The organism is Streptomyces sp. NPDC057287 (genome assembly GCF_042667905.1).
Lineage (GTDB): Bacteria > Actinomycetota > Actinomycetes > Streptomycetales > Streptomycetaceae > Streptomyces.
Genome location: NZ_JBHUYV010000024.1, coordinates 101,052 through 125,306 on the forward strand (window position 1 = coordinate 101,052; position 24,255 = coordinate 125,306).

29 protein-coding genes and 4 pseudogenes are annotated in these 24,255 nt (G+C 67.1%); 17 read left to right on the forward strand and 16 right to left on the reverse strand.

Features of this window, described 5'->3' with window-relative positions; genetic code table 11:
- Positions 1 to 20 precede the first annotated feature (20 nt).
- The gene (locus ACFUNE_RS33680; protein WP_383575951.1) at positions 21 to 680 is read left to right on the forward strand and encodes a hypothetical protein; all 660 of its coding nucleotides are present in this window, start codon (positions 21 to 23) and stop codon (positions 678 to 680) included.
- A gap of 714 nt (positions 681 to 1,394) precedes the next feature.
- On the opposite strand, the gene ACFUNE_RS33685 is transcribed toward ACFUNE_RS33680, so the two are convergent.
- A complete protein-coding gene (locus ACFUNE_RS33685; RefSeq protein WP_383575954.1) occupies positions 1,395 to 1,799 on the reverse strand; it encodes a hypothetical protein in 405 nt (134 codons plus the stop codon).
- 581 nt (positions 1,800 to 2,380) lie between these two features.
- On the reverse strand, positions 2,381 to 2,641 hold the full coding sequence (locus ACFUNE_RS33690) for a hypothetical protein (protein WP_383575957.1): 261 nt from the start codon (positions 2,639 to 2,641) through the stop codon (positions 2,381 to 2,383).
- Here ACFUNE_RS33690 and ACFUNE_RS33695 point away from each other — a divergent pair.
- Positions 2,619 to 2,921, forward strand: a complete 303-nt coding sequence (locus ACFUNE_RS33695) for a hypothetical protein (protein WP_383575960.1) — start codon at positions 2,619 to 2,621, stop codon at positions 2,919 to 2,921. The genes ACFUNE_RS33690 and ACFUNE_RS33695 overlap by 23 nt on opposite strands.
- A gap of 193 nt (positions 2,922 to 3,114) precedes the next feature.
- On the opposite strand, the gene ACFUNE_RS33700 is transcribed toward ACFUNE_RS33695, so the two are convergent.
- Together ACFUNE_RS33700 and ACFUNE_RS33705 are read right to left on the reverse strand one after the other, a co-directional pair.
- Positions 3,115 to 3,243, reverse strand: coding sequence for a hypothetical protein (locus ACFUNE_RS33700; protein WP_383575962.1), 129 nt, complete (start codon positions 3,241 to 3,243; stop codon positions 3,115 to 3,117).
- Entirely contained in the window at positions 3,237 to 3,503 is a 267-nt protein-coding gene (locus ACFUNE_RS33705) for a hypothetical protein (protein ID WP_383575965.1), read from the reverse strand. Before ACFUNE_RS33705 ends, ACFUNE_RS33700 begins: the two co-directional genes overlap by 7 nt.
- A 564-nt stretch (positions 3,504 to 4,067) precedes the next feature.
- Between ACFUNE_RS33705 and ACFUNE_RS33710 the strand changes: the two genes are divergently transcribed.
- Positions 4,068 to 4,901: an IS5 family transposase gene (locus ACFUNE_RS33710; RefSeq protein WP_383576023.1), complete on the forward strand. Its 834-nt coding sequence runs from the start codon at positions 4,068 to 4,070 to the stop codon at positions 4,899 to 4,901.
- Positions 4,902 to 4,916: 15 nt separating this feature from the next.
- Here the strand turns inward: ACFUNE_RS33710 and ACFUNE_RS33715 are convergent, their stop codons facing one another.
- Complete coding sequence (locus tag ACFUNE_RS33715) at positions 4,917 to 5,396, reverse strand: hypothetical protein (RefSeq protein WP_383575968.1); 480 nt, start codon at positions 5,394 to 5,396, stop codon at positions 4,917 to 4,919.
- Positions 5,397 to 5,519: 123 nt separating this feature from the next.
- Here ACFUNE_RS33715 and ACFUNE_RS33720 point away from each other — a divergent pair, with 123 nt between their 5' ends.
- The gene (locus ACFUNE_RS33720) at positions 5,520 to 5,930 is read left to right on the forward strand and encodes a hypothetical protein (protein ID WP_383575971.1); all 411 of its coding nucleotides are present in this window, start codon (positions 5,520 to 5,522) and stop codon (positions 5,928 to 5,930) included.
- A gap of 206 nt (positions 5,931 to 6,136) precedes the next feature.
- On the opposite strand, the gene ACFUNE_RS33725 is transcribed toward ACFUNE_RS33720, so the two are convergent.
- The 3 genes from ACFUNE_RS33725 to ACFUNE_RS33735 all read right to left on the reverse strand — a co-directional run bounded on the left by ACFUNE_RS33725 (position 6,137) and on the right by ACFUNE_RS33735 (position 8,657).
- On the reverse strand, positions 6,137 to 7,510 hold the full coding sequence (locus ACFUNE_RS33725) for an IS1380 family transposase (RefSeq protein WP_383575973.1): 1,374 nt from the start codon (positions 7,508 to 7,510) through the stop codon (positions 6,137 to 6,139).
- A 109-nt stretch (positions 7,511 to 7,619) separates the two neighbouring features.
- The gene (locus ACFUNE_RS33730) at positions 7,620 to 8,057 is read right to left on the reverse strand and encodes a hypothetical protein (protein WP_383575976.1); all 438 of its coding nucleotides are present in this window, start codon (positions 8,055 to 8,057) and stop codon (positions 7,620 to 7,622) included.
- Between the two features lie 333 nt (positions 8,058 to 8,390).
- A complete protein-coding gene (locus ACFUNE_RS33735) occupies positions 8,391 to 8,657 on the reverse strand; it encodes a hypothetical protein (protein ID WP_383575979.1) in 267 nt (88 codons plus the stop codon).
- Positions 8,658 to 9,166: 509 nt separating this feature from the next.
- Between ACFUNE_RS33735 and ACFUNE_RS33740 the strand changes: the two genes are divergently transcribed.
- Complete coding sequence (locus tag ACFUNE_RS33740) at positions 9,167 to 9,553, forward strand: hypothetical protein (protein ID WP_383575981.1); 387 nt, start codon at positions 9,167 to 9,169, stop codon at positions 9,551 to 9,553.
- On the opposite strand, the gene ACFUNE_RS33745 is transcribed toward ACFUNE_RS33740, so the two are convergent.
- On the reverse strand, positions 9,519 to 10,160 hold the full coding sequence (locus ACFUNE_RS33745) for a hypothetical protein (protein WP_383576031.1): 642 nt from the start codon (positions 10,158 to 10,160) through the stop codon (positions 9,519 to 9,521). The genes ACFUNE_RS33740 and ACFUNE_RS33745 overlap by 35 nt on opposite strands.
- Between ACFUNE_RS33745 and ACFUNE_RS33750 the strand changes: the two are divergent.
- Positions 10,138 to 10,359: pseudogene (locus tag ACFUNE_RS33750) on the forward strand (transposase family protein); the annotation flags it as partial. The gene ACFUNE_RS33745 and the pseudogene ACFUNE_RS33750 sit on opposite strands and share 23 nt — an antisense overlap.
- A gap of 207 nt (positions 10,360 to 10,566) precedes the next feature.
- On the opposite strand, the gene ACFUNE_RS33755 reads toward ACFUNE_RS33750, so the two are convergent.
- The 4 genes and pseudogenes from ACFUNE_RS33755 to ACFUNE_RS33770 form a co-directional block, all read right to left on the reverse strand.
- A complete protein-coding gene (locus ACFUNE_RS33755; protein ID WP_383575983.1) occupies positions 10,567 to 11,061 on the reverse strand; it encodes an Imm1 family immunity protein in 495 nt (164 codons plus the stop codon).
- Positions 11,061 to 11,345: pseudogene (locus tag ACFUNE_RS33760) on the reverse strand (DddA-like double-stranded DNA deaminase toxin); the annotation flags it as partial. The pseudogene ACFUNE_RS33760 and the gene ACFUNE_RS33755, both read right to left, overlap by 1 nt.
- 40 nt (positions 11,346 to 11,385) lie before the next feature.
- Complete coding sequence (locus tag ACFUNE_RS33765; protein WP_383575986.1) at positions 11,386 to 12,141, reverse strand: transposase family protein; 756 nt, start codon at positions 12,139 to 12,141, stop codon at positions 11,386 to 11,388.
- A 118-nt stretch (positions 12,142 to 12,259) separates the two neighbouring features.
- Positions 12,260 to 12,604, reverse strand: coding sequence for a hypothetical protein (locus ACFUNE_RS33770; protein ID WP_383575988.1), 345 nt, complete (start codon positions 12,602 to 12,604; stop codon positions 12,260 to 12,262).
- A 466-nt stretch (positions 12,605 to 13,070) separates the two neighbouring features.
- Between ACFUNE_RS33770 and ACFUNE_RS33775 the strand changes: the two genes are divergently transcribed.
- The 3 genes and pseudogenes from ACFUNE_RS33775 (at position 13,071) to ACFUNE_RS33785 (ending at position 15,669) form a co-directional block, all read left to right on the forward strand.
- Entirely contained in the window at positions 13,071 to 13,736 is a 666-nt protein-coding gene (locus tag ACFUNE_RS33775; RefSeq protein ID WP_383575991.1) for a hypothetical protein, read from the forward strand.
- A gap of 612 nt (positions 13,737 to 14,348) precedes the next feature.
- The gene (locus ACFUNE_RS33780) at positions 14,349 to 14,840 is read left to right on the forward strand and encodes an NUDIX domain-containing protein (protein WP_383575993.1); all 492 of its coding nucleotides are present in this window, start codon (positions 14,349 to 14,351) and stop codon (positions 14,838 to 14,840) included.
- A gap of 60 nt (positions 14,841 to 14,900) precedes the next feature.
- Positions 14,901 to 15,669, forward strand: a pseudogene (locus tag ACFUNE_RS33785) (IS5 family transposase).
- An 11-nt stretch (positions 15,670 to 15,680) separates the two neighbouring features.
- Here the strand turns inward: ACFUNE_RS33785 and ACFUNE_RS33790 are convergent.
- Positions 15,681 to 17,057 (reverse strand): hypothetical protein, encoded by a 1,377-nt coding sequence (locus ACFUNE_RS33790; protein WP_383575996.1) that lies wholly within the window; start codon positions 17,055 to 17,057, stop codon positions 15,681 to 15,683.
- Positions 17,058 to 17,989: 932 nt separating this feature from the next.
- On the opposite strand from ACFUNE_RS33790, the gene ACFUNE_RS33795 reads away from it, so the two are divergent.
- The 3 genes and pseudogenes from ACFUNE_RS33795 to ACFUNE_RS33805 all read left to right on the forward strand — a co-directional run bounded on the left by ACFUNE_RS33795 (position 17,990) and on the right by ACFUNE_RS33805 (position 19,433).
- Positions 17,990 to 18,271 carry a hypothetical protein gene (locus tag ACFUNE_RS33795; RefSeq protein WP_383575999.1) on the forward strand — a complete coding sequence of 94 codons (282 nt, stop codon included), beginning with the start codon at positions 17,990 to 17,992 and terminating at the stop codon, positions 18,269 to 18,271.
- Positions 18,272 to 18,292: 21 nt separating this feature from the next.
- Positions 18,293 to 18,769 (forward strand): annotated as a pseudogene (locus tag ACFUNE_RS33800) (transposase); the annotation flags it as partial.
- Between the two features lie 223 nt (positions 18,770 to 18,992).
- Positions 18,993 to 19,433 (forward strand): STAS domain-containing protein, encoded by a 441-nt coding sequence (locus ACFUNE_RS33805; protein ID WP_383576026.1) that lies wholly within the window; start codon positions 18,993 to 18,995, stop codon positions 19,431 to 19,433.
- A 600-nt stretch (positions 19,434 to 20,033) separates the two neighbouring features.
- On the opposite strand, the gene ACFUNE_RS33810 is transcribed toward ACFUNE_RS33805, so the two are convergent.
- A complete protein-coding gene (locus ACFUNE_RS33810) occupies positions 20,034 to 20,420 on the reverse strand; it encodes an ATP/GTP-binding protein (protein WP_383576001.1) in 387 nt (128 codons plus the stop codon).
- A 261-nt stretch (positions 20,421 to 20,681) separates the two neighbouring features.
- Between ACFUNE_RS33810 and ACFUNE_RS33815 the strand changes: the two genes are divergently transcribed.
- The 5 genes from ACFUNE_RS33815 to ACFUNE_RS33835 all read left to right on the forward strand — a co-directional run bounded on the left by ACFUNE_RS33815 (position 20,682) and on the right by ACFUNE_RS33835 (position 23,996).
- Complete coding sequence (locus ACFUNE_RS33815; RefSeq protein ID WP_383576004.1) at positions 20,682 to 21,545, forward strand: S8 family peptidase; 864 nt, start codon at positions 20,682 to 20,684, stop codon at positions 21,543 to 21,545.
- A gap of 292 nt (positions 21,546 to 21,837) precedes the next feature.
- Positions 21,838 to 22,266 (forward strand): actin-binding ADF family protein, encoded by a 429-nt coding sequence (locus tag ACFUNE_RS33820; protein WP_383576007.1) that lies wholly within the window; start codon positions 21,838 to 21,840, stop codon positions 22,264 to 22,266.
- Between the two features lie 377 nt (positions 22,267 to 22,643).
- Positions 22,644 to 23,036 carry a hypothetical protein gene (locus ACFUNE_RS33825; RefSeq protein WP_383576009.1) on the forward strand — a complete coding sequence of 131 codons (393 nt, stop codon included), beginning with the start codon at positions 22,644 to 22,646 and terminating at the stop codon, positions 23,034 to 23,036.
- Between the two features lie 51 nt (positions 23,037 to 23,087).
- Positions 23,088 to 23,501: a DUF3052 domain-containing protein gene (locus ACFUNE_RS33830; RefSeq protein WP_383576012.1), complete on the forward strand. Its 414-nt coding sequence runs from the start codon at positions 23,088 to 23,090 to the stop codon at positions 23,499 to 23,501.
- Between the two features lie 174 nt (positions 23,502 to 23,675).
- A complete protein-coding gene (locus ACFUNE_RS33835; protein WP_383576028.1) occupies positions 23,676 to 23,996 on the forward strand; it encodes an STAS domain-containing protein in 321 nt (106 codons plus the stop codon).
- A gap of 37 nt (positions 23,997 to 24,033) precedes the next feature.
- Here the strand turns inward: ACFUNE_RS33835 and ACFUNE_RS33840 are convergent, their stop codons facing one another.
- Positions 24,034 to 24,135: a DUF6233 domain-containing protein gene (locus tag ACFUNE_RS33840; RefSeq protein WP_383576014.1), complete on the reverse strand. Its 102-nt coding sequence runs from the start codon at positions 24,133 to 24,135 to the stop codon at positions 24,034 to 24,036.
- Between the last annotated feature and the right edge of the window lie 120 nt (positions 24,136 to 24,255).

Consider the following 24,255-nt stretch of genomic DNA (forward strand, 5'->3'; position numbering starts at 1 on the left):
GACCCGTACGGTCCGCGCCCATGACTCATACGAACAGCACTCAGCCCGCCCGCCGCAAGCCGCGCCGTCAGCCGGGCCGCCCTACGCTCCTCACCCCGGCCGTCACGGATCTGCTCACCAGGGCGACGGCCATGGGCCTGCCGATGAAGCAGGCCGCCGACGCCGCCGGGGTCGGCCGATCCTCCTTCCTGCGCTGGATGCGCGTGGGCGAGGACGTTGTCGAGGAGAAGCAGGACGGGAGGCTCGACGTCGACTCACCCGACCCGTGCGCTGCCCTCTACGCCCGAGTGACCCGGGCACGCGCGGCGGCGGCCGTCCGCGCCACAGGCAGCATCGAGGAGGCAGCCCGCGGCGCGGTCGTTTCCGAGACCTACCGGACGTGGACCGACCCCATCACTGGTGAGACGCGGAACGAACGACGCATCCGCCGGCGGCCGGGCGACTGGCGCGCGTCGGCCTGGCTGCTCGTGCGACTGGACCCTGATCCGAAGTCGCTCGACGAGCTGCTCGACGAAGAGGATGCGCGGATTCGCGCGGAGGGTGGGGAGAACAGGATGGAGCGGTCCCTCGCACCGTACTTGCAGGAGCTCGCTGTACGGCTGCAGAAGACGCTCGTGCAGTACGAGCACGAGGACGCTCTGGCTGCCGGAGCGGATCTCGGCCCGGATCTGACGAGCTGACCTTTGCGCGGGGGGTGGAGGTCTGGGGGTGGGGTTCGATCTACCCCAGGTCGACCTGACGCATATTCATCCTCCGCAGGTCAGAGGGGTTTTGGCTGCGACAGTATGTGTGACCCACGGAACACCGGTTGGGGTCGGCTCGCGGGTTCTGCGTAGGCTCTTGGTGTGGCCTCCCGGGTACGACGACGGGGAGCCCTCGTGTGCACCGATGCTTTGGCGGGCTGGTGCACGAGGAGGACTCCCCGGTGTTCGTGGTCGTGGTGGTCCGTGTCCTGACCGGAACACAGAATTCACGAGGCGTGAAATGACTACCCCGACCCCTCACGACGGTACAACGTCGTCAAGTTATATGCGTCAAGCGGTTCCCTCGAACCAGTTGACGGACGGTTCCGGACCGCTTCTGACCTCGCACGCTGCTCTCATCCTTCTCGCGGCTGTGGTCATCGGTTGCGTGGTTGCCGGGCTGACCCGTCTCAGTGCGCGTAACTCCGCAGCGGCGGCACTGGCCGGGCTCGTGGGGGCAGGCGCCAGCATCCCGGTCCTGCACACCCTGATCGGTCTCTGACGGCTTTGGAGCCCCGGGCGTCAGTCATCCGGGGCTCCACTCCAGTTCGGCATCGAGCACGACTCGATGACCTTCTCCATCAGTGAGCCGATGTACCGCAGTGCTGGACGACCCTCCCTACTCGATCTGCTGCTGGGAGGGCCGCCTTGTCAGCGGTTTCGGCGTAGACCATGGGTCTGGGCCGGTGGCTGGTACGAAAGGCCGCTCTGCGCCGCGACCCGGGTGCTCCGGCTCTCCTCTGTCCTCTGTAGATCCACGCGGGCCTTGACCTCGGCCTCATGAAGCCTGGGGTGTTGTTCGGCGATCTGCGCGCGCAGGGCCTTCCCGGTCCGTGCGTCGGTGGCGATGCCCCGGTACATGGCGGCGTTCTCCCGGGCCTTGGCTGCCTGGCCGTGGGCGCGGGAGAGGCGCTTCTCGGCGCCGGTGTCGATCTGCTGGATACGGGTGGGGATCCGGGTCTCGCGCATCTCGGTGAGCCGGGCCGCGAGGGTGTCGACGTCCGGGGCCTGGCGCTCGGTGGCACCGAGGACGTCGGCGTACGGGCTGCTGCGCACGATCTCCCACGCGGCCTCGGCGGCACGGGAGGCCGCGACCCGGGCGTCGGCCTCCTCCCGCCACCCGGCGGCGCGCTGCTCGGTGGCCTCCTGGGTGATGCTTGTGCTCCTTGCGGGAAGTGCCCGCCAGACGCAACGAGATCCGGCCCTTGCCCTCGGCCGCCGCCAGGATGCGCAGGTGCTCGTCCGCCTTCGCCGCATGCACGGCCATCGCCGTTTCGCGGGCCTGCTCGGTGCGCGCGATGGCCAGCTGCTCGTCGGCGCGATCGAGCAGCGGATAGATGGGTGCGACCTCCCGCAGGCCCCGGGTCTCCCCGCGGGCTCGGTCGGCTGCGATCTGCTCCTGCAGGGCGCTCGGTCGCTTCCGCCGCGGCTGCCGCCTTGTCCTCGCGCCGCGCGTCGACGGGACCGGTGGTGAGCCTGGTCAGTTCCTGGTCGGTCCGGTCGCCGTACGGGCGGCGGTTCCAGGCCCGGACCGTTCGACGTCCCCCCGCCATGCGCAGAGCAGCCGACCGGAAACTCACCACGGCGGCACGGACTCACCATGAAACTCCCCATGGCAGGTCAGAGCCCTGCCAGCGTCAGTTGACGACCTGAACCTCGTGGACGTCGGCGGTGAACCCTGTGGCGCGGGTCTCGGTGAACTCGCCGCCGTCGTTGAGGGCGGGCGCGGTCCAGGTGATGGTCCAGGTCGCGGTCGCGGTGCCCTTGAACCGGCCGCCGGGCTGTTCGGAGGAGGGCCGTTCGTAGAGGTGCCCGCAGTCCGGCGACACGGCCTTGCCCCGGGACTTCCTGTACGGGGTGCCGGGACCGTGGCAGGTGACGGTCGTACCGTCACCCATCGCCCACCGCACCCTCGTCACCTTCGCCGTGGCGGTGACGGCGACGCCGCCGGCCGTCGCCGAAGCGGTCGCCGGACCGAACGTCGACCGGGACGGCGTGGCCCACATCCACATCGGCATCCCGACCACATACGTCCCCGCGGCGCGGGGGCTGGCGACCGTCGGGCCCTCCAGGCGCATCGAGGCCACCGCCCGGCGTGCCACGGCCTCCGGATCGATGACCGGCGCGGTGTCCGGGGCCTTCCAGTCCGCGATCCACACCGTCCGCGCGCCCTGCTGATCCGGGCAATGCACCCCGTAGACGGCCCCCTGCTCGGAGCGGTCGTGCCCTTTCCAGAACATGTTCTCGGCGGGGGGCTGCGGATCCAGGCGGGTGTACGTGCACGACGGCGTCGAGGATCCGGTGGCGTCCGAAGCTCCAGCGGGCGCGGCCTGGGCACCGTTGCCGCCCGCCCCGGGTGTGCTGCCGCGTCCTAGGCGCAGACCTGGACGAACATGGTCGCGCCCTTGCAGATGCCGCCGCTTGGGCCGCCGTCGGCGTGCGCGGCTGGGACGAGGAAGCCGGCCAGGACCGCCACGGCCGCCGCCGCCCGCTTCAGCACGTCTGGCCGCCACGGGTGTCGAGGCCGGTCACCATCCACCGGCCGTCCCACCGCTGTGCCGACGCCGTCATGACGTAGCGCAGTGGCTGCTCGGTCGGCAGCGGGATCACCTTGCGCGCCTTGCTGTCGTAGGTCTCGTAGCGCGCCAGGTCCACGCAGTCCGACAGGGCCGCGGTCGGCGTCTGCGCGTCCATGTCGAGCTCGGTCACCTCCGCGTCGTGCCCCAGCTCGCCGCGCACGACCGTCCCGGCCTCCTGCATCCGGGCCAGATCGTTTCTGGGAACGGAGAACCGGCGGCGGCCGGGTAATACTGACCGGCGTCACCATCGCCGACGGCATCACCCTCGATGACGTCCTCCCGGACCAACGCACGACCGAGGACCTGGCCCTGCAGCACCAAGTCGACGATGCGCGGGTCCGTACGGTACTGCGGGGCCTTACCCCCGACGAGGCCGCCGTTGCCGCCCGATGGGCGCAGGGCGCCGGCACCTGGGCCGAATCCGCCCTCAGCGCCAATCTGCCCGCGGCACACGGCGAGCGGGTACGCCGCAAGCTCCACCGCCTCGGCGCCCGCCAGACCCAGCGCGCGGCGGCGGTGGCCCGGTGAGCGAAATCCTGTACGCCGCCGTGCCCGAGTTCCTCGGCGGCCTCACCACAGCGCTCGTACTCCTCGCCGGCGGAGCCGCCCTGCGCGCACTCCGCTCCAGGTCGAAGCCCTAGAGCCTGAGCAGAAGACACGGCAACACTTCCTGCAGAAGAGCCCTCGCACACGACCGTGCTAGGCCGTGTCGTCAATGTGATCATGGCTGGTGGATCATGGTCAGGTGACACGTCGCCATGAACTGACGGATGCTGAGTGGGACTTCGTGCAGCCGTTGCTACCCCGGAAGTCGATGGGTCGGCCTCGGCTCGATGACCGGAGGATGCTCAACGGGATCATGTGGAAGTTCCGGGCGGGAGTGGCCTGGCGAGATGTACCCGAGCGGTACGGACCCTGGGCCAGCCTGCACACCCGCTTCCGCCGCTGGGCGGCGGACGGCACGTTCGACCGGATGCTGAAAAACGCGCAGGCCCGAGCAGATGCTGCCGGGAACATCGACTGGCTGGTGTCGGTCGACTCCAGCATCGTCCGGGCCCATCAGCATGCCGCCGGGGCCCAAAAAAGGGGGCATCGCAGCCCGGCGCTGGGCCGTTCCCGAGGCGGGTTGACCAGCAAGATTCATCTGGCCCGTGACGGTCTCGGCCGCCCGCTCGCCCTGGTCGTCACTGGCGGCAATATCAACGACTGCACCCAGTTCACCGCCGTGATGGAGGCGATACGTGTGCCACGACTCGGGCCCGGACGGCCGCGTGTCCGGCCCGATCACGTCCTGGGCGACAAGGGCTACAGCTCCAAGGCCATCCGAGCCTGGCTCCGACGGCGCGGCATCGGACACACCATCCCTGAACGCGCCGACCAGGCCCGAAACCGCTACCGACGGGGCAGGCGGGGAGTCCGCCCGCCCGCTTTCGATAAGCAGGTCTACAAGAGACGCAACGTCGTGGAACGGTGCTTCAACCGCCTGAAGCAGTGGCGCGGGATCGCCACCCGATACGACAAGACCGCCCAGTCCTACGAAGCAGCAGTCACCCTCGCCTCACTCCTGATGTGGGTGTGAAACGAAGGGCAATCCCTAAAAAGGTGGCTCCAGGGAGTACCCGTTGTCGCCGAGAGGGACGGGCTCGGGCTTCGGTTCGGCAACGCGCTGTTCCGCCACTGTGGGGTGGACGGCTATCGCCTCGTCCGCCCGCCCCTGCAGGACCAGGACCTCGCACAGTTCCTCACGTGTCCTAATCGTTCCCAGGGCCCGCAGTTCATCGGCGGCGGCGTCAAGACGACCGGCCCGCCTGAGGAGGTCGGCCTTGACGAGACGGGGATCGGTCCAGGGGCGGTCAAGACCGGCCACGGTGATCCGGACGTATGGATCCGGACCCAGGTTCTCTTTCGCCGCGTCGAGGAGGCCCGCGCTGTGGGGTCCGTGGTCGTGGTGGCCAGAGTGAGCCACACCCTGGCCACCCTGGACGGGGTAAACCAAGAAACGCGTGCCCGCGCTAACGTTCTGGATCTTCACCCTCGCGAGGCAGGATGAAAGAGGCTCACTGATCTCTTCCATTTGCATCATTCGAATTTTTAATCGATTCCTGCTCCTACTGCTCGATCTGGCTGGAACATAACTTCCCTACATGGAGGGGATCATAGAGTCTGAATCGACCATACCCACGCCAACGGGGGAATTATGAGGAAGCGCTTCATCGGGCTCGTCGCCGCAGGCGCAGCGGCGGCAGCACTCGGACTTGCACCCAATGTCGCCCATGCAGCCGACAACGACAGGCTCGTCACCAGCACCGCCGGTGCTGCCATCGGACTGACGGTCGACTGGACTGGCTATGACTCGTTCGTGCTCCGCAATGTCTACCTCAAAGACACTCTTTGCGATGGCCATTCGGTATTCTTTTATGTCCGGGCCTCAGGTCATCAGTACCCCAACCATCACAACAAAGCTGGATGTAACAGCACAGCTTCCTGGGCGAGCATCCCTGGCAGTTTGTACGGTGGGGCTGTCGCCCTCACGGTGACCGTCTGCCGCGATACCTTCGGCGATAACTGTGCGACCTCTCGCGCGTCGCTCAACCCTTACAACCCGTGACTCGTTCTCGTCAGCACGCCATCGCCACCTAGCCTCGATCTTGCGTGAGCCCTCGTTGGACGTTGGCGGGGGCTTTTTTTGCTTGCCGGTCTCGGGTTGTTCTGGGGACGGGCAGGCCGGCGGCCCGACTGTCGTGTCGGGTGGGCGCCGGGTTCCACGGGTCCGGAGGCATTCGGGTGCTTGTCGAGGCGGGTTGATCCTGCTGGTCAGTCGGGGGTCGGTAGGGCTTGCAGCCGGGTGAAGGCACTGGTGATCGCCTTGGTCCAGGGCCAGTGGCGGTCGAGGCGGAGGATGCGTTGGCGGCCGGTGGTGACTAGGCGGGCGGCGGCGGAGAACAGTCTGAGGCGGAGCTTTTTGGGTTCCCAGCGGCGTGTTTGGCCGGTCAGCGCGAGCATGGGCATCCAGGCGAGGAGGTCCAGGGCGAGCTGGATGATCTCCAGCCAGAGCTGGTTGCTCGCTGCGTGGTGAAGAGGGAGGTTGCGCAGTCCGGTGGCGCGGGCGGCTCGGATGCGGTCCTCGGCTCGGGCGCGTTGGCGTTGCCGCAGTTCCAGGGCGGCGATCGCGGTTCCGGTGGTGTTGGTGGCGAAGCACGTCAAGCGCATACCGTCGGCGTCGGTGAACCGTAGCTGCGCACCGGGGTGCGGGCGTTCTTTGCGGACGATCAGTCGCATACCCGCGGGCCATCCCTTGAGGACGTCGCCGGCCAGCTCGGCGACCCAGGCGCCGCCGCGGACCTGGCCGTCGGGTTCGACCGCCGGGGTCCAGGCTGAGTCCGGGACCTGCAGCACGGCGTGGTGGACGGCGTCGGTGATGGTCATCCCGACCGAGTAGGACAGCCACCGGCCGCGCGCGGTGAGCCAGTCCAGGAACTCGTGGGTGCCGCCTGCGGAGTCGGTTCGGATCAGGGTCGAGCGACCCCGCCGGTACTGCTTGGGCAGTTGGGCCAGCGCCAGCTTCGTGGCAGTGATGTGGTCTGCTGTGGTATTGCTGCCCGCATTGCCCGGCCGCAGCAGGGCGGCCACCGGCTCCCCGGACCCGGCCGGGCCGTGGTCGACGAACGCGACCAGCGGATGATGCCCGAAGGTCTTCTTCCACGTCGCGGTCGCGTCCTGCTTGTCGGAGTGCGCCAGGACCAGCACCCCGTCGATGTCCACGATCACGTGCCCGTGCGCGTCGGGGGCATCGGCACCGGCCAACGTCCACACGCGCTCGCGGACTTCGGCCCTGGCCTGGCGGATCGCGGTAAGCGCGCGGGGACCCGCCCCCGCCAGGATGTCCACCAGCCGCGACACCGTTGGATCGGAGGCAACCAACCCGAACAGGCCGGGTTCGGCCCGCAGCACGCCGATGTCCGACAGGCAGTCACCGCCCAGCGCCACCGCCAGAGCAAGGTCCAGCAGGACCTTGCCCGGATCGTGCACCGCCCGGGACTTGCGCCACGGCGCCAGCGCCGCCGATATAGCCGTGTCCAGCCCCGTCTTGCGGACCGTTTCCACCAGCAGCACCCCGCCGGCCTGCGAGACCACCCCACCCCCGTCGCCCTGGACACGGACAGGAGGGTAGAAGCCGATAGTCTTCACCGGGAGAGGACTTCTTTCCTTGCGTCTGACCGGACCCTAGACAAGTCCCATCATTGCAGGTCAACTGCACTCTCCGCCTTGCTGACCACCCAGTGGATCACGACCAGCGTCAGTCGATGTAGGTGGGTACCGGGGACCACGTCGCAGGCAGTTCCTCGGCCGGATCCCCGGTCACGAGCCGCGGGTAGCGGAACTGCCACCACCGCGCTTGTTGTGACATCGCGCTCTGGCTCATACCGAACGGCTTGATCGGTGCCGTAGCCACGCGGAACCGCTCGTCTAGCGCATCCAGCTCGGATTGACGGAGCTGGCAGACGCGTTCCGTCAGGATCGGCCAGGCATCGTGGAGCCAGTCGCGATGAGCCATGTCGTTGTCGAACTCCCAAGCCCACATGGTGTCGAAGCCCTCTTCCACGTCCGCGACGAACTCCGCCCACGCCTCCATGCGAGCGTTCAGTGTCATGCCGTGGAGGTAGCGACTGGACAGTAGTTGTGTGGCCCGAAGAACCGAAGCGTAGTCCTCTGCGTCCAGCAACTCGCTCTCCATGTCTGCAGCTTTGCAGGAGAGCCCCTTCCTGGTCATCCCCCTTTCCTCGCGGATCAGCCGGAACGAGGGCACCCTGCACCTGCCAGGTGCAACACATCTGATCAGCTCGTGAGTTTTTTGCGAGAGCAATGGCCAGGTCAGGGGCACTCCGGCACGCCCACCACGTCTGGACCCACCAAGTTCATGAAAGGGCGAGGTTAGCACCTACCTGCTGCGGGCCGAGCTCGTCCCCCCGCCGATGGTGCGCCCGTACCTGCTCGCTGCGGCCGTGCTGCCCGTGCCGGCCTGGGTTCTGCACGGTCGCCGAGGCGGGCAGATCGGCGTGCAGGCACATCACGACGGGGTCGCCCCCGCCGGGGCGATCCCCACGCCCGGCTCCGGAGTTTCTACGCTGCTCTGGGGCGTCGGTTCAACGTTGGCGATGACGACGACGCGAGGGCTCTTCATGTTGTAGAGCATGGCGCCGCCCATGCACACGCCACCCACGGCCACACCCATGATGAAGCCTTGTTGGCGGCCCGCCTGCCGGTAGAAGGCTCGGAGGGCTGCGGGGCCGCCAAGCTTCGCCGCTTCTGCGGTCAGCGCTGCGTAGTCCCACATCTCGGGCACCTCGGTTCGTTTCAATGGTCGGGACGGATCGATGTTCTCAGGGCGGCGTGACGAGGGTGGACCAGTTCGCAACTTCTCGTCACCGGCCGCTCGCCGTCGCTGTCCATCCGATGGTGCGCCCGTACTTGCTCGCAGCGGCGACCTCAGCAAGCGGTGACCTAGATTTCCCGATCCGGCCATACCGAGCGCGACCGTCCGCTACCTATGGAGCCGACACACGACATAGCGTGCACTTGGGGGGCCCATGGCTTGGGCGATGAGTAACGACAACGTGGCAGTGCTGACGACGCTGAACGGCGCAGTTCTGCTGATCGGCTCGGTGCAGTACACGAAGCTGATGCAGAGGGCATACCAGGCAGTGCTCAAGCTGCAGAGATGGCGTTTCGCGAAGAGGGCCGCGCTGATGGACGCGAAGCGGCGAGGAGTTCGCCGTCGACGACCTGCTCGAGCTCGTAGTGCGGCGAAGACTGATTAAGGTTCCGGGCCTGACCCCGGTCACCTTGGCTAGCGTCGCCTGGTTCTGGATCTGTGGTCGGCTGCTCGAGAGCCAGCTGCAGATGCTGGTCTGGATCGGAACCGCCAACGCCGGTCCGGATCCTGGCCTCGCGAAGGACTGCTTCCGCGTCACCGCCATTGCAATCGTGGCCCTGGTCGCCGAAGGCTACTTCGTGTCGTTCGCGGAGGCCGCAACGAGCGCCCGGCGCGCAAAGCGCGCCTACCGTGCGCTCTACACCAACGACGAGCGGTCAGATCTGGCCAACGCGATCCAGGCCGCACGCAGGCCGACGCCAGAACCCCAACCGGACTTCACCCGGGCCGGTCGCCTGACGGCTGCTGCCCACTCCTGTGTCGCTACCGCCTCCGTGCTGCGGACGCCCCTCCGATAGTCCGCCCGTATCTGCTCGCTGCCGCCGTGCCTCCCGTGCCGGCCCTGGCCGGGTTCTGCACGGTCGTCGAGGCGAGCAGCTCGGCGTACAGGCCCATCACGACGGCGTCCCCACGGTCAGGGGAGCGGCCGAGCCGCTTGATCAGGTCGTCCTTCGGCTCGATCTGGATCGTCGGAGGTCGGCCGGTCTTGACCGCCCATGTCGGGGCGGTCAGGTCGGCGAGCAGGAGGTCATCCGGCGGGAGCATCAGCGTCGGGTCGAAAGCGGGGTCGAGGAGCTCCCGGGTGCGCCAGTAGGCGGCGGAGCGGGTGTTGTTGAATCCCCACTCTCCGTCTCTCGACCGCATCCGGGACTTCGCTGCTCCGGTGTAGGCGAGGACGGGCTCGTCGAGCTCCCTGAGGCGGTCGACGACGCCACCGCCGACGCCGATCGAGTCGACGACCGGCACGGTGCCCGGGCGGCGGCCCACGGCGGCCTGGACGCGGGCGGTCGTCTTCATGGTGTCCTCGCGGTCGTGCGTCTCGAGCTCGGTGTACGCGAGGCCGGTCCGGTACGCGAGGACGGTGGAGTCTCCCCCGGCGGCATACCAAGGCGCCGGTTGGCACATCCGAGTCCCCTTCCGGGGCCGCCGGCTGAAGCGATGGAAGCGACGTCACAACAGCAGCCACGCCAAGATCCGGTGCGCGGGCGAGCAGGCCATGGCCGTCCTGAAGGGCTGGCGCCTCCTGCGGAAAATCCGGTGCAGCACCAACCGGATCACCGACATCGTCAAGGCCGTACTCGTCATTCACCACGCCTCAACATGAGGTTGGAAAAGGCTCATTGATTATCTTGTTCGATAATTCGCCTACCAGGAGCTTCGTCATGGCACAGGAGCGTCCACGTGCGGTCACGGACGCAGATTGAAAAGAGCCCTTGAGGTCAACTGCGCTACGCTAGGAAAGCCCGCGACTTTGCGTGTCCAGCTGAATTTATTCTCCCACTTGGAATGAAGGAGGCTCAGCCGCGAACGTCTACGAATCCAGGCGCTGGCCGTTCACAGTGCCCGGCTCCCATTCAATATGCGGTGGCCGCCTCCCTTTATTGAAGCAGAATTCTTCAATCACTGCAGCCACTTCCTTCATTGGAATCACGTTTCTCCTGTCGTACCACAAAGGGTAGCCGGGGTCGGCAGTCACGCGAGGATCGAGGATCGGCGGATCCTGGTTTCGAGATACCCAATGTGCCTGATCTGGGTTCTCTGCAATCTCCTCGCCCCACCAAGTGAACCCGCCATACCCGGTGGAACGGTTGAGTCCAACAGTCAAAGCATTGTCGGCGAACCTGGGAATCTCTGCCCCCACTGGAACGTCGAAGACGTGAAACGACGCAATTGCACCTGCGTGAAACCCAATAGGAACTGGCCTGTCCGACTCGAGCTCGTTCAGCACTCGCTCCACAAGCTTCCGCACTTCGTTCTGGCCGGAGACGCGATTTCTCTCGCCACCGATCCAAACTTCGACAATCATTACGGCCCCTCTGGTCCCTCGCCGACAAGTACAGTAGGCTCACGCGATCCTGCGCGGTAAACCTTGGGCGCGCTTTCCTTTGGGAGTATAGCCTTCACTAGCTCGCTACAGGTATCCTGGACCGTGCATACGCCGCCATTGTTGTTGATGACAACAGTCGCCTTCTCAACGTCCTGCTGCGCCATTTTAAAGGCAATCTTAGTTTCCGCGTGAGTTGCTCCGATGAAACCTGACCGATTTGGACTACCGTATCCAATTTCCCTTAGATAAGCAGTTAGCACCTTTGTAGTTTCATCGTCTTGGCTGACTGAGCATTTGCCAACCTCATGTTGAGACGTGGTGAATGACGAGTACGGCCTTGACGATGTCGGTGATCCGGTTGGTGCTGCACCGGATTTTCCGCAGGAGGCGCCAGCCCTTCAGGACGGCCATGGCCTGCTCGCCCGCGCACCGGATCTTGGCGTGGCTGCTGTTGTGACGTCGCTTCCATCGCTTCAGCCGGCGGCCCCGGAAGGGGACTCGGATGTGCCAACCGGCGCCTTGGTATGCCTTGTCCGCCCAGCACTTCAGTCCCTCGGCGGCGAGCGCGTCGACGATCCCGTGACTTCGGGCGGCCGTCAGGTCATGGGTGGAGCCTGGCAGAGCGGCCGAGGCCCAGAGCAGTCGGCCGAACGGGTCTTCGAGGACCTGCACATTCATGCCGTGGCGTTTGTGCTTCCCCGAGTAGTACGGCGTGTCGACGGCGATCCGGTCGATCGGCAGCAGGGTGCCGTCCAGGATCACGAACGCCTTCTTCCGGGCCGTCTCCCTCGCCTCGTCCAGGGACGGTGCGAGGACGCAAAGGACTTCGATCGCCTCGCGTATGTACCGGTAGACGGTCGCGATACCGATCCCGAACCCCGCGGCGAGCTGGGCATAGGTGCCACCGCACCGCAGATGGGCCAGGGCAAGCAGAGCCTGGCGGCCGGCGGACAGTCGCCGCCACCGTGTACCGAGCTCCCGCCGCCTCGCCGTGAGCCGTCGCGTCAGATGCCGCAGAGTGCTGCTGGACAGATCGATCGAGGACGGGTAGACAAGCACGCGAAGCTCCTGGCAGACACGGGTGATCTTGGTCGAGAACCCGTCTACCAGGAGCTTCGTCGTTGCGTACAGCCCTTGACCCCCAACAGCCCGCCATCGCGATCAGGTTGGAAAAGGCTCAGTCAGTTCCGTAGGCGCGGCCGCAGTCGCCCAGGGCGAGCTTGCGGCGCTCGAAGTGTCCAAGAAACTCGTCCCATTCCTCAGGAGTGACGGAGCGGTATTCATCGGCAGGTCGCAGTGCCCGGCGTCGGGCGATGAACGCTCGATGTGCCTCGATGGCGTCAGTTGGGTAGATCGCGGCGTATCCCATCGTCGTTCCGATGTGGTCGTGACCAGCGATGACCTGGGCGATGTGAGGGGGCAGGCCGTTGAGGATGGAGTCCGTGATGAAGATCCGGCGGAAATCGTGGGGCTGGAAGATGAGGGGGTCACCCGCGCTGTCCGTCAGACCTGGGGCCAACAAGGTGACGTCGAGTCCCCGGCGGATCGGTCCCGATCCCCGAGCAGGACATCAGGCTCCTCAACAAAGTGGGACTGCGGACCCGCAGGGTGCCGCGCTTCTTGGCCGACAACGGCCTCGTCGTCCCCGACACCGCGCGCCAGAGCGAGCCACGTGAACATGCCTCGCACCGCATCATCGCCAGCCTGCCATCGAGCATCGTCCCAGAGATCGAAGAGTGGGTCGTGCTGCTGCGAAGGCAAGGCCGCAACGGCCGGCCCTTTGCCCGCTACGCCACGATCAGGGAGCGTGCGGGACCGCTACTCAACATCAACGAGGTGTTTGCCGCCGGTGATCCCCTCAAGCTGATGCGGCTTCTCGGGATCACCGCGAGACCCCCATGCCCTATGGCGGTGCCGCCTGCCCGGAGCGCAGCGCGAAACTGCCCATTGGGCGGGCCCGCTCCCAGCCCGATGCCAGCTGAAAGCCCGTGGCGGTGCAGCCGTGGGTCCGGCATCATCCCCATGTGATTGTGATGCAACCCGTTCTGGAGATCTCCGCTGCCGACGACTTCGCGCTCTGGCCGGTGGAAAAGTACGAGCCCTATGGCTACCTCGTGCTGAACGGGGAGCTCACTCCGGCGGAGGTCGGCACGGCGGTTATGCAGATCGCCAGCTGCAACGACTTCGAGCCGGAGGAGGAGCACGGACCGTGCCCGACCGACCCGCTCGGCACCTTCCTGCACGGGCTGCTCACCATGCCTGATCTGTTCGCCGCCGGAGGGTTCCGGGTGACCGACAACGCCACCGCCACCGTCTTCGTCGAGCCGGGCTGCTGCAACGGCCTGGAGACCTGGCGCGACTGGCTGGAGGTGCTCAACGGCGCCGGCTGCTCCTATTTCGGCCACGGTCCCTCCTCGATGGCCGAACGCCTTGGCGACATCGTCCGGCTGACGCTCGACGCCCACGAGACGGACAGCAGCCCGGTGATCGAGCTGTCAGTAGACCAGATACGCAGGCTCGTCTCGGGCGCCCAGCAGGATTTGCAGGACTTCCTCGGTCTTGCCGGATTCTGGGCTGAGCAACACCTGCCGGCACACGCTGCCGCCGTCACAGCCGCCCTGGCACGGGCACTGGACCTGACGCCTACACCATGACCAGCTTCTTGACCCACCGAGCGCGCGTGCACGACGCTCGACTCCCCCTCCACCGGCGGCACAGCGCGTTGCGCACTTGCCTCACCGTTTTTGCTCCTTACGGCTTGCGGGCGACATACCACCACCTCACGCTCAGCGCCGCGATCCCCCGTCGGTTGGAGGCGGACCCGGACGCGCTGGTGCGGGCGGTGGAGGAACTGCACGAGGCGCGGGTGCTGTGGCTCGTGCGGGCAGACGAGTACGCCGCACAGCGCCGGGCGGAGAAAAAGGCTGGACAGCGGGCTGTACCGAACCCTCGGCCGTGGTGGCTGCGGAACTGGTGGGAAAGCCCCGACCGTGCCTGGTTCGAAGACCCGTTTTGTCACCCGTCGCTGCGACTGACCGAGTACGTCCAGCGGCAGAACGCAATTTTGGACGGCGCCGAGCCGCCCGGCTGCCCGGCTTGCGGGGATGAGGGACCACGAGTGCTGAGCTCGACCGGGCACGGTTGGGTCGAGCTGTGCCGTGGGTGCGCGCGGGCGCTGGCGCCATGTCCGTGCGGGCAACGGCACCGGTTCGTGCCGGAGACTCCGTTCAACTGGAACGAAATCTGGCGAAGGGCGCACATGAGCGATGACGGCACACCGAACCCACATTGGCCTGCCGGTTAGCCAGTTTGATGCGGCACGGCAAACACTCGGAAACTCAGATCCCGTCAGCTTCGCCGGAACCCGTGCGCGGGACCGCCACAACCATCAACTGACACGCAGATTCCGGCCTGCCAGCGTTCAGGAATCTGGGAACCTGCGCGCCTCGCCTGGGGGCCACGTGGACATCTGGGAGACGAGCCTTGCCGGCGCTGCACGCGAGCTGGAGGAGGAGGAGGAGGAGGCCGGCATCGCCGTTCTGAGCGCTGATCTTCGGCAGGTGGGAGCCTTCGACGCACCAGGCCGCGACCCGCGCGGCAGGTACGTCAGCGTCGCCTACACGGCCACACTTCCGGCGACCGTCACGCCGACGGCAGGGGATGACGCCACAGCAGCCCGCTGGTGGCCCCTGGACGCCCTCCCCGACCTCGCGTTCGACCACGCCGAGATCCTTGCGGCCGCTGTTTCGCTGATGTGATTCCCCGCCGTTCTGCGGTCCGCAGCCCGCTAGGCCGTGTCGTCAATGTGATCATGGCTGGTGGATCATGGTCAGGTGACTCGTCTCCATGAACTGACGGATGCTGAGTGGGTCTTCGTGCAGCCGTTGCTACCCCGGAAGTCGATGGGTCGGCCTCGGCTCGATGACCGGAGGATGCTCAACGGGATCATGTGGAAGTTCCGGGCGGGAGTGGCCTGGCGAGATGTACCCGAGCGGTACGGATCCTGGGCCAGCCTGCACACCCGTTTCCGCCGCTGGGCGGCGGCGGACGGCACGTTCGACCCGATGCTGAAAGACGCGCAGGCCCGAGAAAAGGGGGCATCGCAGCCCGGCGCTGGGCCGTTCCCGAGGCGGTTTGACCAGCAAGATTCATCTGGCCTGTGACGGTCTCGGCCGCCCGCTCGCCCTGGTCGTCACTGGCGGCAATATCAACGACTGCACCCAGTTCATCGCCGTGATGGAGGCTATACGTGTGCCACGGCTCGGGCCCGGACGGCCGCGTGTCCGGCCCGATCACGTCTTGGGCGATAAGGGCTACAGCTCCAAGGCCATCCGAGCCTGGCTCCGACGGCGCGGCATCGGACACACCATCCCTGAACGTGCCGACCAGGCCCGAAACCGCTACCGGCGCGGCAGGCGGGGAGGCCGCCCGCCCGCTTTCGACAAGCAGGTCTACAAGCGACGCAACGTCGTGGAACGGTGCTTCAATCGCCTGAAGCAGTGGCGCGGGGTCGCCACCCGATACGCCAAGACCGCCCAGTCCTACGAAGCAGCAGTCACCCTCGCCCCACTCCTGATGTGGGTGTGAAAGGGCAATCCCTAGAACGGTGGCTCCAGGGAGTACCCGTTGTCGCCGAGAGGGACGGGCTCGGGCTTCGGTTCGGCAGCGCGCTGTTCCGCCACTGTGGGGTGGATGGCGATCGCCTCGTCCGCCCGTCCTTGCAGGACCAGGATCTCGCACAATTCCTCACGTGCCTTGATCGTTCCCAGGGCTCGCAGTTCATCGGCGGCGTCGTCAAGACGGCCGGCCCGCTTGAGGAGGTCGGCCTTGACGAGACGGGGGTCGGTCCAGGGGCGGTCAAGAACGGCCACGGTGATCGCCTCGTCGACGCGGCCGAGACCGGCGAGTGCCCAGGCCCGCCACCAGTGCTGGAACTCCTCGTGACCGTGGTGGGGCACAACCCTTGGGTGCTCGACCAGATAGAGCAGTTCCTCGGGGCGGTCGAGAAGCGGGTGGACGAGTGGTGCAAGGAGGTTGGAGCAGTCGTACCAGCCGAAGCCGGGCTCCGCGACGACGATCGCGTCGTCCAACCGGCCTTCTGCCAGCAACATCCAGGAAAGCCACGCTCGGTACCCGACCCAGTCGTCGGCGGCGATGGCGTCTCTCATCACGGCCTCGGCCTCCTCGACACGGCCATGACGGCGCAGAGCACCCGCGTAGATGTCCAGGACGGTGTGCGCATCCTGGCCGGCAACCAGTTCGCGCAGCTCCTCGAGCCGCCCGTGACGTGCCAGCAGTTCGGCATAGGCGATGAGGGTGTTCTGAGCGAGGAAACGGCGCCCGGCGATGTCCTGGCCGAGGATCCGGATTGCCTCATCAGCACGGCCCGCCCGCTCCAGCACACTGGCCTGCAACTCCTGGGCGTCGGAGAAGGCGTAGTCCCGGTGTTCTTCGCAGCGGGTCTGACGTGCATGGTCTGCGAGCGGGGCAATCAGCTCCAGCACCCGCTCGTCACGGCACTGCCCATCGGTGATATCCACCAGAACGGGCAGGAGCCACGACTTGTCGAGGTGCGGGATGAGTAGTTCGATGGCCTCGTCGATGCGCCCTGCCTTGCCGAGCACCTCAGCAAGATCACGACACTCGGTCGTGGAGGCCCAGCCAGAGTCGTCCGGACGTAGCAGATCCAAAGCCTCCTCCGTCCTGTGGCCCGCCCGGAGCAGGATCTCGGCCTTCGCATAGAGGGCGGCCCGCCACCCCGTCTCGACGAACGGCTCCATCACAGATAGCGCGCGCCCAAAGTCTCGCGCCTGGCACAACGCCTCTACCGCTCCCTCGGCGCAGAACCACTCGCCACGATCTACTGCCACCTGGGCAACCAGATTCAGGTGACCGTGGTCCAACAGGAGACGCACCGTTCTCGGGGATAGACCGCGATAGTTGCTCGCCTGCCACGCAAGATCGTCCATATCCATGGCCGGAAGCGTAGAAGCACCCACCGACACGTCACCGAGGCACCGCCCGATCGGTCACCCTCGCCCCCCCCTAACGACGTGGGCTTGGCCTTTGACGACAACTCCTAGCGGCTCGCGGCCTGAAATGAGCGGCCCCAAGCCCGGCCTACGTGCGGTCGCCTTGGCCGATTCGGCCGGGGCGGCCGCGCATGCTCGGGCGGCCACAGCATCGGTAGCGGGCGCCTGCTTTCCCACCACTCGTTTCAAGACCAGAGAAGAGACCAGCATGCACCGTCCCGACATTTTCGCCTCGCTGCTCGGCCTGACCCACGCGGCCAGCGACATCGGTGACTTCTGGATCAACGCGGCGAAGATGATGTCCACCTTCCTTTGTGTCTCGGTCAGGGGCTGGCCCCGGGTGCCGGTTGTGTTCGCTGGCGCTCCCGGCTGTCTCGGTTGTCCAACGTCAGCACCTCGTCCCAGAGTGCATCCGTGGAGGTGACGGTCACGACGTCGGGAGCCGTCCTTGCCATGGTGTTCGCGGTGCTTCTCGCCTCTCACGCCCGGGGGCCCTTGCTGGCAGTGGGACGGGCAGGCTCTGCGGCCAAGTCCGTCTTGTTGTGGGACCGGTTGTCAGTGGCCTGCGGCATGATGCGGGGCATGTGACGGCCCGTCCGACCGAGGGTTTTCGAGGCCGTCGGCTATAGGGGGGAGGGGTGCTGTGCGCAGGCCGGTCACAGGCGAGGTGCACGTTCACTACGGTCAGATCTACGTTGAGAGCGATCCGGACAATGCGAACCCGGGCCTCTCCGAGGCGTTCGCAGGCCAGAGCGGGGGGCTGTGCGGGGCGGCGGTCCCGGGTGTGCTCTGGCTGATCACCGGGCTGCACACGGGCAACGTCGGCTTCGTCGTGGAGGTCCACGACGAGGATCCTCCGCTGGACCCGGCCCACCGTGACAACCTCCTGCCTGAACCTGGGCAGCTCCTCGTCAGGAGTGGAGACCATCACCTGGAGCAACGGCCAGACCAGCTCTTTCTCCTACAACGAGACCGCCGTCAACGCCGCAGGCCAGTCCACCATCCTGCGCACCGGATCGATCACCTCGGGACTCTTCGCCGGATCCGCCGCTCAGAGCGCCGCAGTCGCGCCCAGCCTCAACGCGCTCAACTGCCTCGCACCTCCTGGCATCACGTCCAAGACGGCGGTCGGAGAGCTGATCATCGCCTCACTGTGACCGCGGACCTGCGTCGTGTCGGACTGTGAGCCACGCCGTCGTCGACGGGCGACCTACAACCGCTACGGCGGAGTGCGTCACCTGTTCGCCGCCTACGACCTGGCCAGGGACAAGCTCTACGGGCATATCAAGCCGATCAAGAGGCGAACGCAGTTCCTGGAATTCTGCCGCTACCTGCGCACGCTCTACTCGGCCCACGTCCGCATCGCGATCGTCTGTGACAACTTCTCCCCGCACCTGACCACGAAGAAGTGCCAGCGAGTCGGTGACTGGGCCGCCGCGAACAACGTTGAGATCGCCTACACCCCGACGAACTCCTCCTGGCTGAACCGCATCGAGGCCCACTTCACCGCCCTGCGCGACTTCACCCTCGACGGCACCGATCACGCCACCCACAAGGAACAGGTCAGCATGATCCGCCGCTACATCATCTGGCGAAACCGCCATGCCGACGACCGGCGCCTACGCGCCGTCGTCGACAGGGCAAACGTTGCCTGATCCGGCACTAGTCACGCCGCCCCTGCTGTCCGCGGCGTGCCAGGTGTTCCGTGCTCGGGGCAGGTGACGTGTGGCCAGGGATGGCGGGGCCCTTCGGGCACTGCATGGGGTTTCTGCTTGGTGTCTCGGGGTGTGGAAACCGCGGGCCGGGCAACATGGTGTGTCGTGGAATCATCAGGCGGGTTTTGGTGGGCTGCTGGTTCGGGCGGATGGCTCGCCAGGGGTGTCGGCGTGGAGAGCGGGAAGTCCTTTGAGTGAGCGTGTCGCGGTCCTGAGCGTCGGGGGCGTTCTCCTGGTGACTGTTCCGGCCGACCTGGACGAGTCGACGGTGGTCTCGCTTCAGGAGGAGTTGTCTGCGCGGATCGTGGAGAAGGCGGCCCACGGTGTCGTCATCGACATCGCGGCCGTGGGCTTTGTCGACACGTTTGTCGGCCGCAGGCTCTCCCTGATCGCGGCGGTTGCGGTGTTGCTGGGTGCTCGCCCCGTGCTGGTCGGTATGCGCCCGGCCGTCGCGCTGACCTTGGTGCACCTGGGCGTCGAGCTGAACGACATCGCCAAGGCTCGTGACCTCGAGGCCGGCCTGAGCGTGCTGAGCGCCCCTGGAACCGACCTGGTGGGTCGTGGGAGGCGCCCGGAATTGCGGGCGGCGAGCCGGTCGGCGTGAGCCTGATTCACTGACGAAGCACATGGCGAGTGGCCGTACAGGCGTCTGACCTGCGGTGGTGAGTTTCCGACCGGGAAACTCACCACGGTCTCGGGCCTACTTACCACGGCGGGTCAACTCACCGCGAAAACTCACCACGGCTCACGGTGCTCACCACAAGAACTCACCACCGCAGGTCAGCGGCTGATTGCGCAGATTGCGCAGTCGGGGCCGACTGCCTGGCCCGGCTGGGGTGAGCTGGCAGCGCCGACTCAGCGTCGCAGTCGTCGAGATGGGGGCGCTCACCGTCTGCGGGCGGAAGATTGAGATCATCGCAGTGGTTGGACCGGCGATCACTCCTCGCCGGTCCAGCCTCCGTCGCGCCTCACGGCGCCCGTAACTGCGGCCTCAGGCTCCTCGTTACCCAGACCGAGGCGATACCTGAACTACCCCCGTGGTCCTGCTCGCCTTCCGCACGCCTCGCCGCCTCGCGCCGCGGGGCGTTCCGCGTCCCCCTGCCATGCGGGGAGCAGTCGGCCGGGAAACTCACCACGGTCCGGCTCTACTCACAACGGCTCGGCCGAACTCACCATGAACTCCCCATGGCAGGTCAGAGGCTTGTCAGGGGCAGTTGACGACCTGGACCTCGTGGACGTCGGCGGTGAACGGCGTCTGCCGGGTTTCGGTGAACTGGCCGCCGTCGTTGAGGGCGGGCGCGGTCCAGGTGATAGTCCAGGTCGCGGTCGCGGTGCCCTGGAACCGGCCGCCCGGCTGTACGGAGGAGGGCCGTTCGTACAGGTGCCCGCAGTCCGGCGACACCGCCTTGCCCCGCGACTTCCTGTAGGGGGTGCCGGGGCCGTGGCAGGTGACGGTCGTGCCGTCGCCCATCGCCCACCGCACCCGCGTCACCTTCGCGGTGGCGGTGACGGTGACGCCGCCGGCCCTGGCCGAGGCAGTCGCCGGACCGAACGTCGACCGCAACGGCGTGGCCCACATCCACATCGGCATCCCGACCACATACGTCCCGGCCGCACGGGGGCTGGCGACCTTCGGGCCGTCCAGGCACATCGAGGCCGCCGCGCGACGAGCTCCGGTTCGGGCGGGCTTTGGGCGCCCCGCTGGTAGCGGCCCGTGGAGCTATTGCCGGCGACGCCTCCGAGACCACTTCATCCGAACAGCCCTGTTTGCTGCTTTCGATGACGGAAAGTCACAGAACAAGAGAAGTGACTACTTCATGTAGTGACCCGTGTCAGTCCAAGGAGTGAAGCAATGCCCGTCATCACCCAGGAGGACGACCCGTGGGGGCTCGCCCGCATCTCCCACCGCGAGAAGCTGACCTTCGCCACCCTGAAGAAGTACGCCTACGACGACCGGACCGGCGAGCCGGTCATGGTCTACGTGCTGGACACCGGCATCGAGACCGACCACGAAGAGTTCGACAACCGGGCCTCCTGGGGCTTCAGCTGCGACCAGGGCGAATGGGACGACAACGGGCGGGGAACCCACCTGGCCGCGACGGTCGCCGGCCGCACCTACGGGGCCGCGAAGAACGCGTACGTGAGCGCGGTCAAGGTGGCCTGGAGCAACGGAGCGGCGTCCCCCGACGACGTCATCAAGGGCCTGAAGTGGGCGATGAAGGACGCCAGGGGACATGAGGCGCGATCGGTGGTCCTGTTCGGTATGGCGCTGCCCTCCCATCCCGAGCTGGACGAGCTGGCCGCGGCCGCGGTGAACCAGGGCCTGTTCCTCGTTGCCCCCGCCGGCGACGACAGCAAGGACGCCGCCGGGTACTCACCGGCCGGTGCCGAAGGCGTCTTCACCGTCGCCGCCTCCGAGCTCGACGACGACCGCGCCGACTTCTCCAACGTCGGACCCTCCATCGACGTCTTCGCCCCCGGACACTCGATCATGTCGGCCTACCGAGGCGGCCCGAAGGCGGCGACCGTCATCTCCGGCACCGCCCAGGCCGCCGCCCACGTCGCCGGACTGGCCGCGTACCTGCTCTCCACTTCCGCAGACGTGAACGCCGGCACGGTCGGGAAGACCATCACGACCCTGGCCTCGAAGGACAGGCTGGCCAAGGTGCCCCAGGGGACACGCAACCTGCTGGCCAACAACAACGCCGGCACCTGACCGAGGCTGGCGCAGGCAGAGCCGGCCGGGCAGTTCACCGTCGTCACACCCACACCATCGCCCTTCACCAGCCGATGCGCTGCGCAGCCGACCCTCCGGCGCTACAGCGGCACGGCTGCGTGTACGCCCTCGTCTCGTTCAGGTGGAGGTGGAACAGCCCGGCACGGCGGTGATGCCGGCTGCGGACGATGTGGTCCGAATGCGGGACGGCGCCCCGCGGCCCGGGGATCCGGTGCGTCCGCAAGCGCACCCGGCGTCACAATTAATGACTGCATGATGTAATCGTTCGCGAATGGGGAACACAATGACATCGGGTGTCGGGATCAATGATGCGTGCCTGTCCGAGTACCAACTCCTGAAACTCAAGAAGGCGTACAAGTACATCGTCTTCAACCTCAGCAAGGACAACACGGAGATCATCGTCGAGAAGACCTCCACCTCTCCGGACTACGACAACTTCATCGAGGACCTGCCGGAGACCGAGTGTCGCTGGGCCGTCTACAACTTCGAGTTCGAGAAGGCGGGCGCCGGGAAGCGGAACAAGCTCACGTTCGTCTCGTGGGCACCCGACACTGCCAAGATCAAGCAGAAGATGCTCTTCGCCTCCTCCAAGGACGCACTCCGAAAGGCACTGGTGGGCATCGCGGTGGAGATCCAGGGGACCGAGTACAACGAGGTCTCCTACGCATCGCTCCTCGACAAAGCAAGCCGCGGGAACTGAACCGCCACCCGCCCGGCACACTCACACCCGGCCGCCCCGAGGGACTCCCCTCCCCACCCAGGGCGGCCCACCGCACGACCAGCTGCTCTGCCTGGCGCCCGGCCGATCAGCCCATGCATACGCCCGGTTGATCCACGCGCCTGTGAGCGGCCTAGGTGCGGACGGCGGCACGAGGGACCTGTGTCCCCGGGGCGGGAGGGCGGCCTCCGTCCGGAGTCACTGCCAGATGCTGCGGGCTTTTCGTGAGCAGAAGCCGGTAGATCTATTTACGAATTATGTGAGTTAGTGCAGCAAAAACGTTCTGCCCTGATTTAATCCTGCACGCACCGTAAGGTCCTTTCGTACCAAGTGTGAATTCACCGAAAGGAACAGGTGCGATGCGTACGAAGAAGATGCGGGCGACCGGGCTGACGGTCGCGGGACTGTGCGCGGCGGGAGTGGCACTGGCCGGCGGAATGGCGATCGCCGCGACCGTGAATTCGCAGGCGCCCTACGCGCAGGCCGGCGCGGAGGTCAACGCGGACGGATCGGTCGAGCACTCCAAGGGCGTCAGCGAGGTGACGCAGTCGGGTCACGTGTTCTGCGTGACGGTCAGCGACCAGGACGTGGACCTGTCCCGGGCCATCGTGACGGCCACCGTCCGCGACGGCATCGGCTACACCCTCCGCGCGGACGCGGGCGCCTGCGCGAACGGGAAGGGCGTCCGCGTGACCACCTACAACGCCAACGCCGCCGGCGCGGCCACCGCGTTCTACCTCGCCGTGCACTGATCATTCCGGCCTTAGATCGCATCCATGCAGTGAGATGTGAGGAGAAGAGCGATGACGACGACGGACGAGCAGGCCAACCCGGCGGTCCGCCTGGGGATCCAGCGGGGCCAGGTGGTGCAGGAGATCGGATACGACGACGACGTCGACCAAGAGCTGCGCGCCGGTATCGGGAAGATCACCGGCAACGATCTGGTCGACGAGGACCACGACGACCTGGCCGACGTGGTGGTGCTCTGGTTCCGCGAGGACGACGGCGACCTCACCGACGCCCTCGTGGACAACCTGATGTCCCTGCAGGAAGGCGGCGTGCTCTGGCTGCTCACCCCGAAGTCCGGACGGGACGGCTACGTCAACCCCAGCAGCATCGGGGAAGCCGCGCGGAGCGCGGGCCTCGCCCTGACCACGTCCGTAGACGCCGCCTCTCACTGGGCGGGTAGCCGACTGGTCAGCCCCAAGGCCCGATAGCCGCCTCCAGTCCATGGAGCGGGCTCTGACGGAACCGGTGCGGGTCGCCACCACCCGGTGGCGGCCCGCACCGTCACAAGAGTCCAGGGTGTTTGCGCAAGGGTTCGCCTCTGCGGCCTGCCGGGTTCCGGGGTGCCTGGACGTGCCGCATGCAGCTGCGGCAACAATTGCCGCATAACAGCTGATGAAGAACTCGCCACGTCGTGGCCCGCGCCGCGGGCCTTCGCCCCTGTCGGCGAGCTCGACATGGACTCCATCGGCCCTCTGACGGCGGAGATCGAGACCGCCCTCGCCCAGCACGGCAGTGTTGTCCTGGACGCCAGCGGCATCACGTTCGGCGATTCCATGTTCCTCAGGCTGGTCCTGAGCACCCACAGCCAGGGCGACCTGCGCATCGCTGCGCCCTCCCCCGCCGTCATCCGGCTGTTGCGCGTTGTCGGCGCCGACAACGTCCTTCGGATCTACCCCACCCTGAAGGATGCCCTCGCCTCGTAGCCACCGCGGGTAGGGCCCCGCAGATACGTGCGGGGCCCTACCCGCGCGTCAGCCCCGCGTCCGGCCGGCAGACCTCGCACGGCTCGATGTCCGGCTCGGCAAGGGCCACCATCGCGTCCTCGCGGGAGATCAGCCCCACCTGCTCCGGGTAGGTGGGGGGGGGCGGGGCGGCGGGGGGGGCGCGGCCGCGGGCGCGGGGGCCCGGGCGTAGGGGTTGGCGGGGTCGGTGATGCGGGCGTGGGCGAGGTCGGCGTGGAGT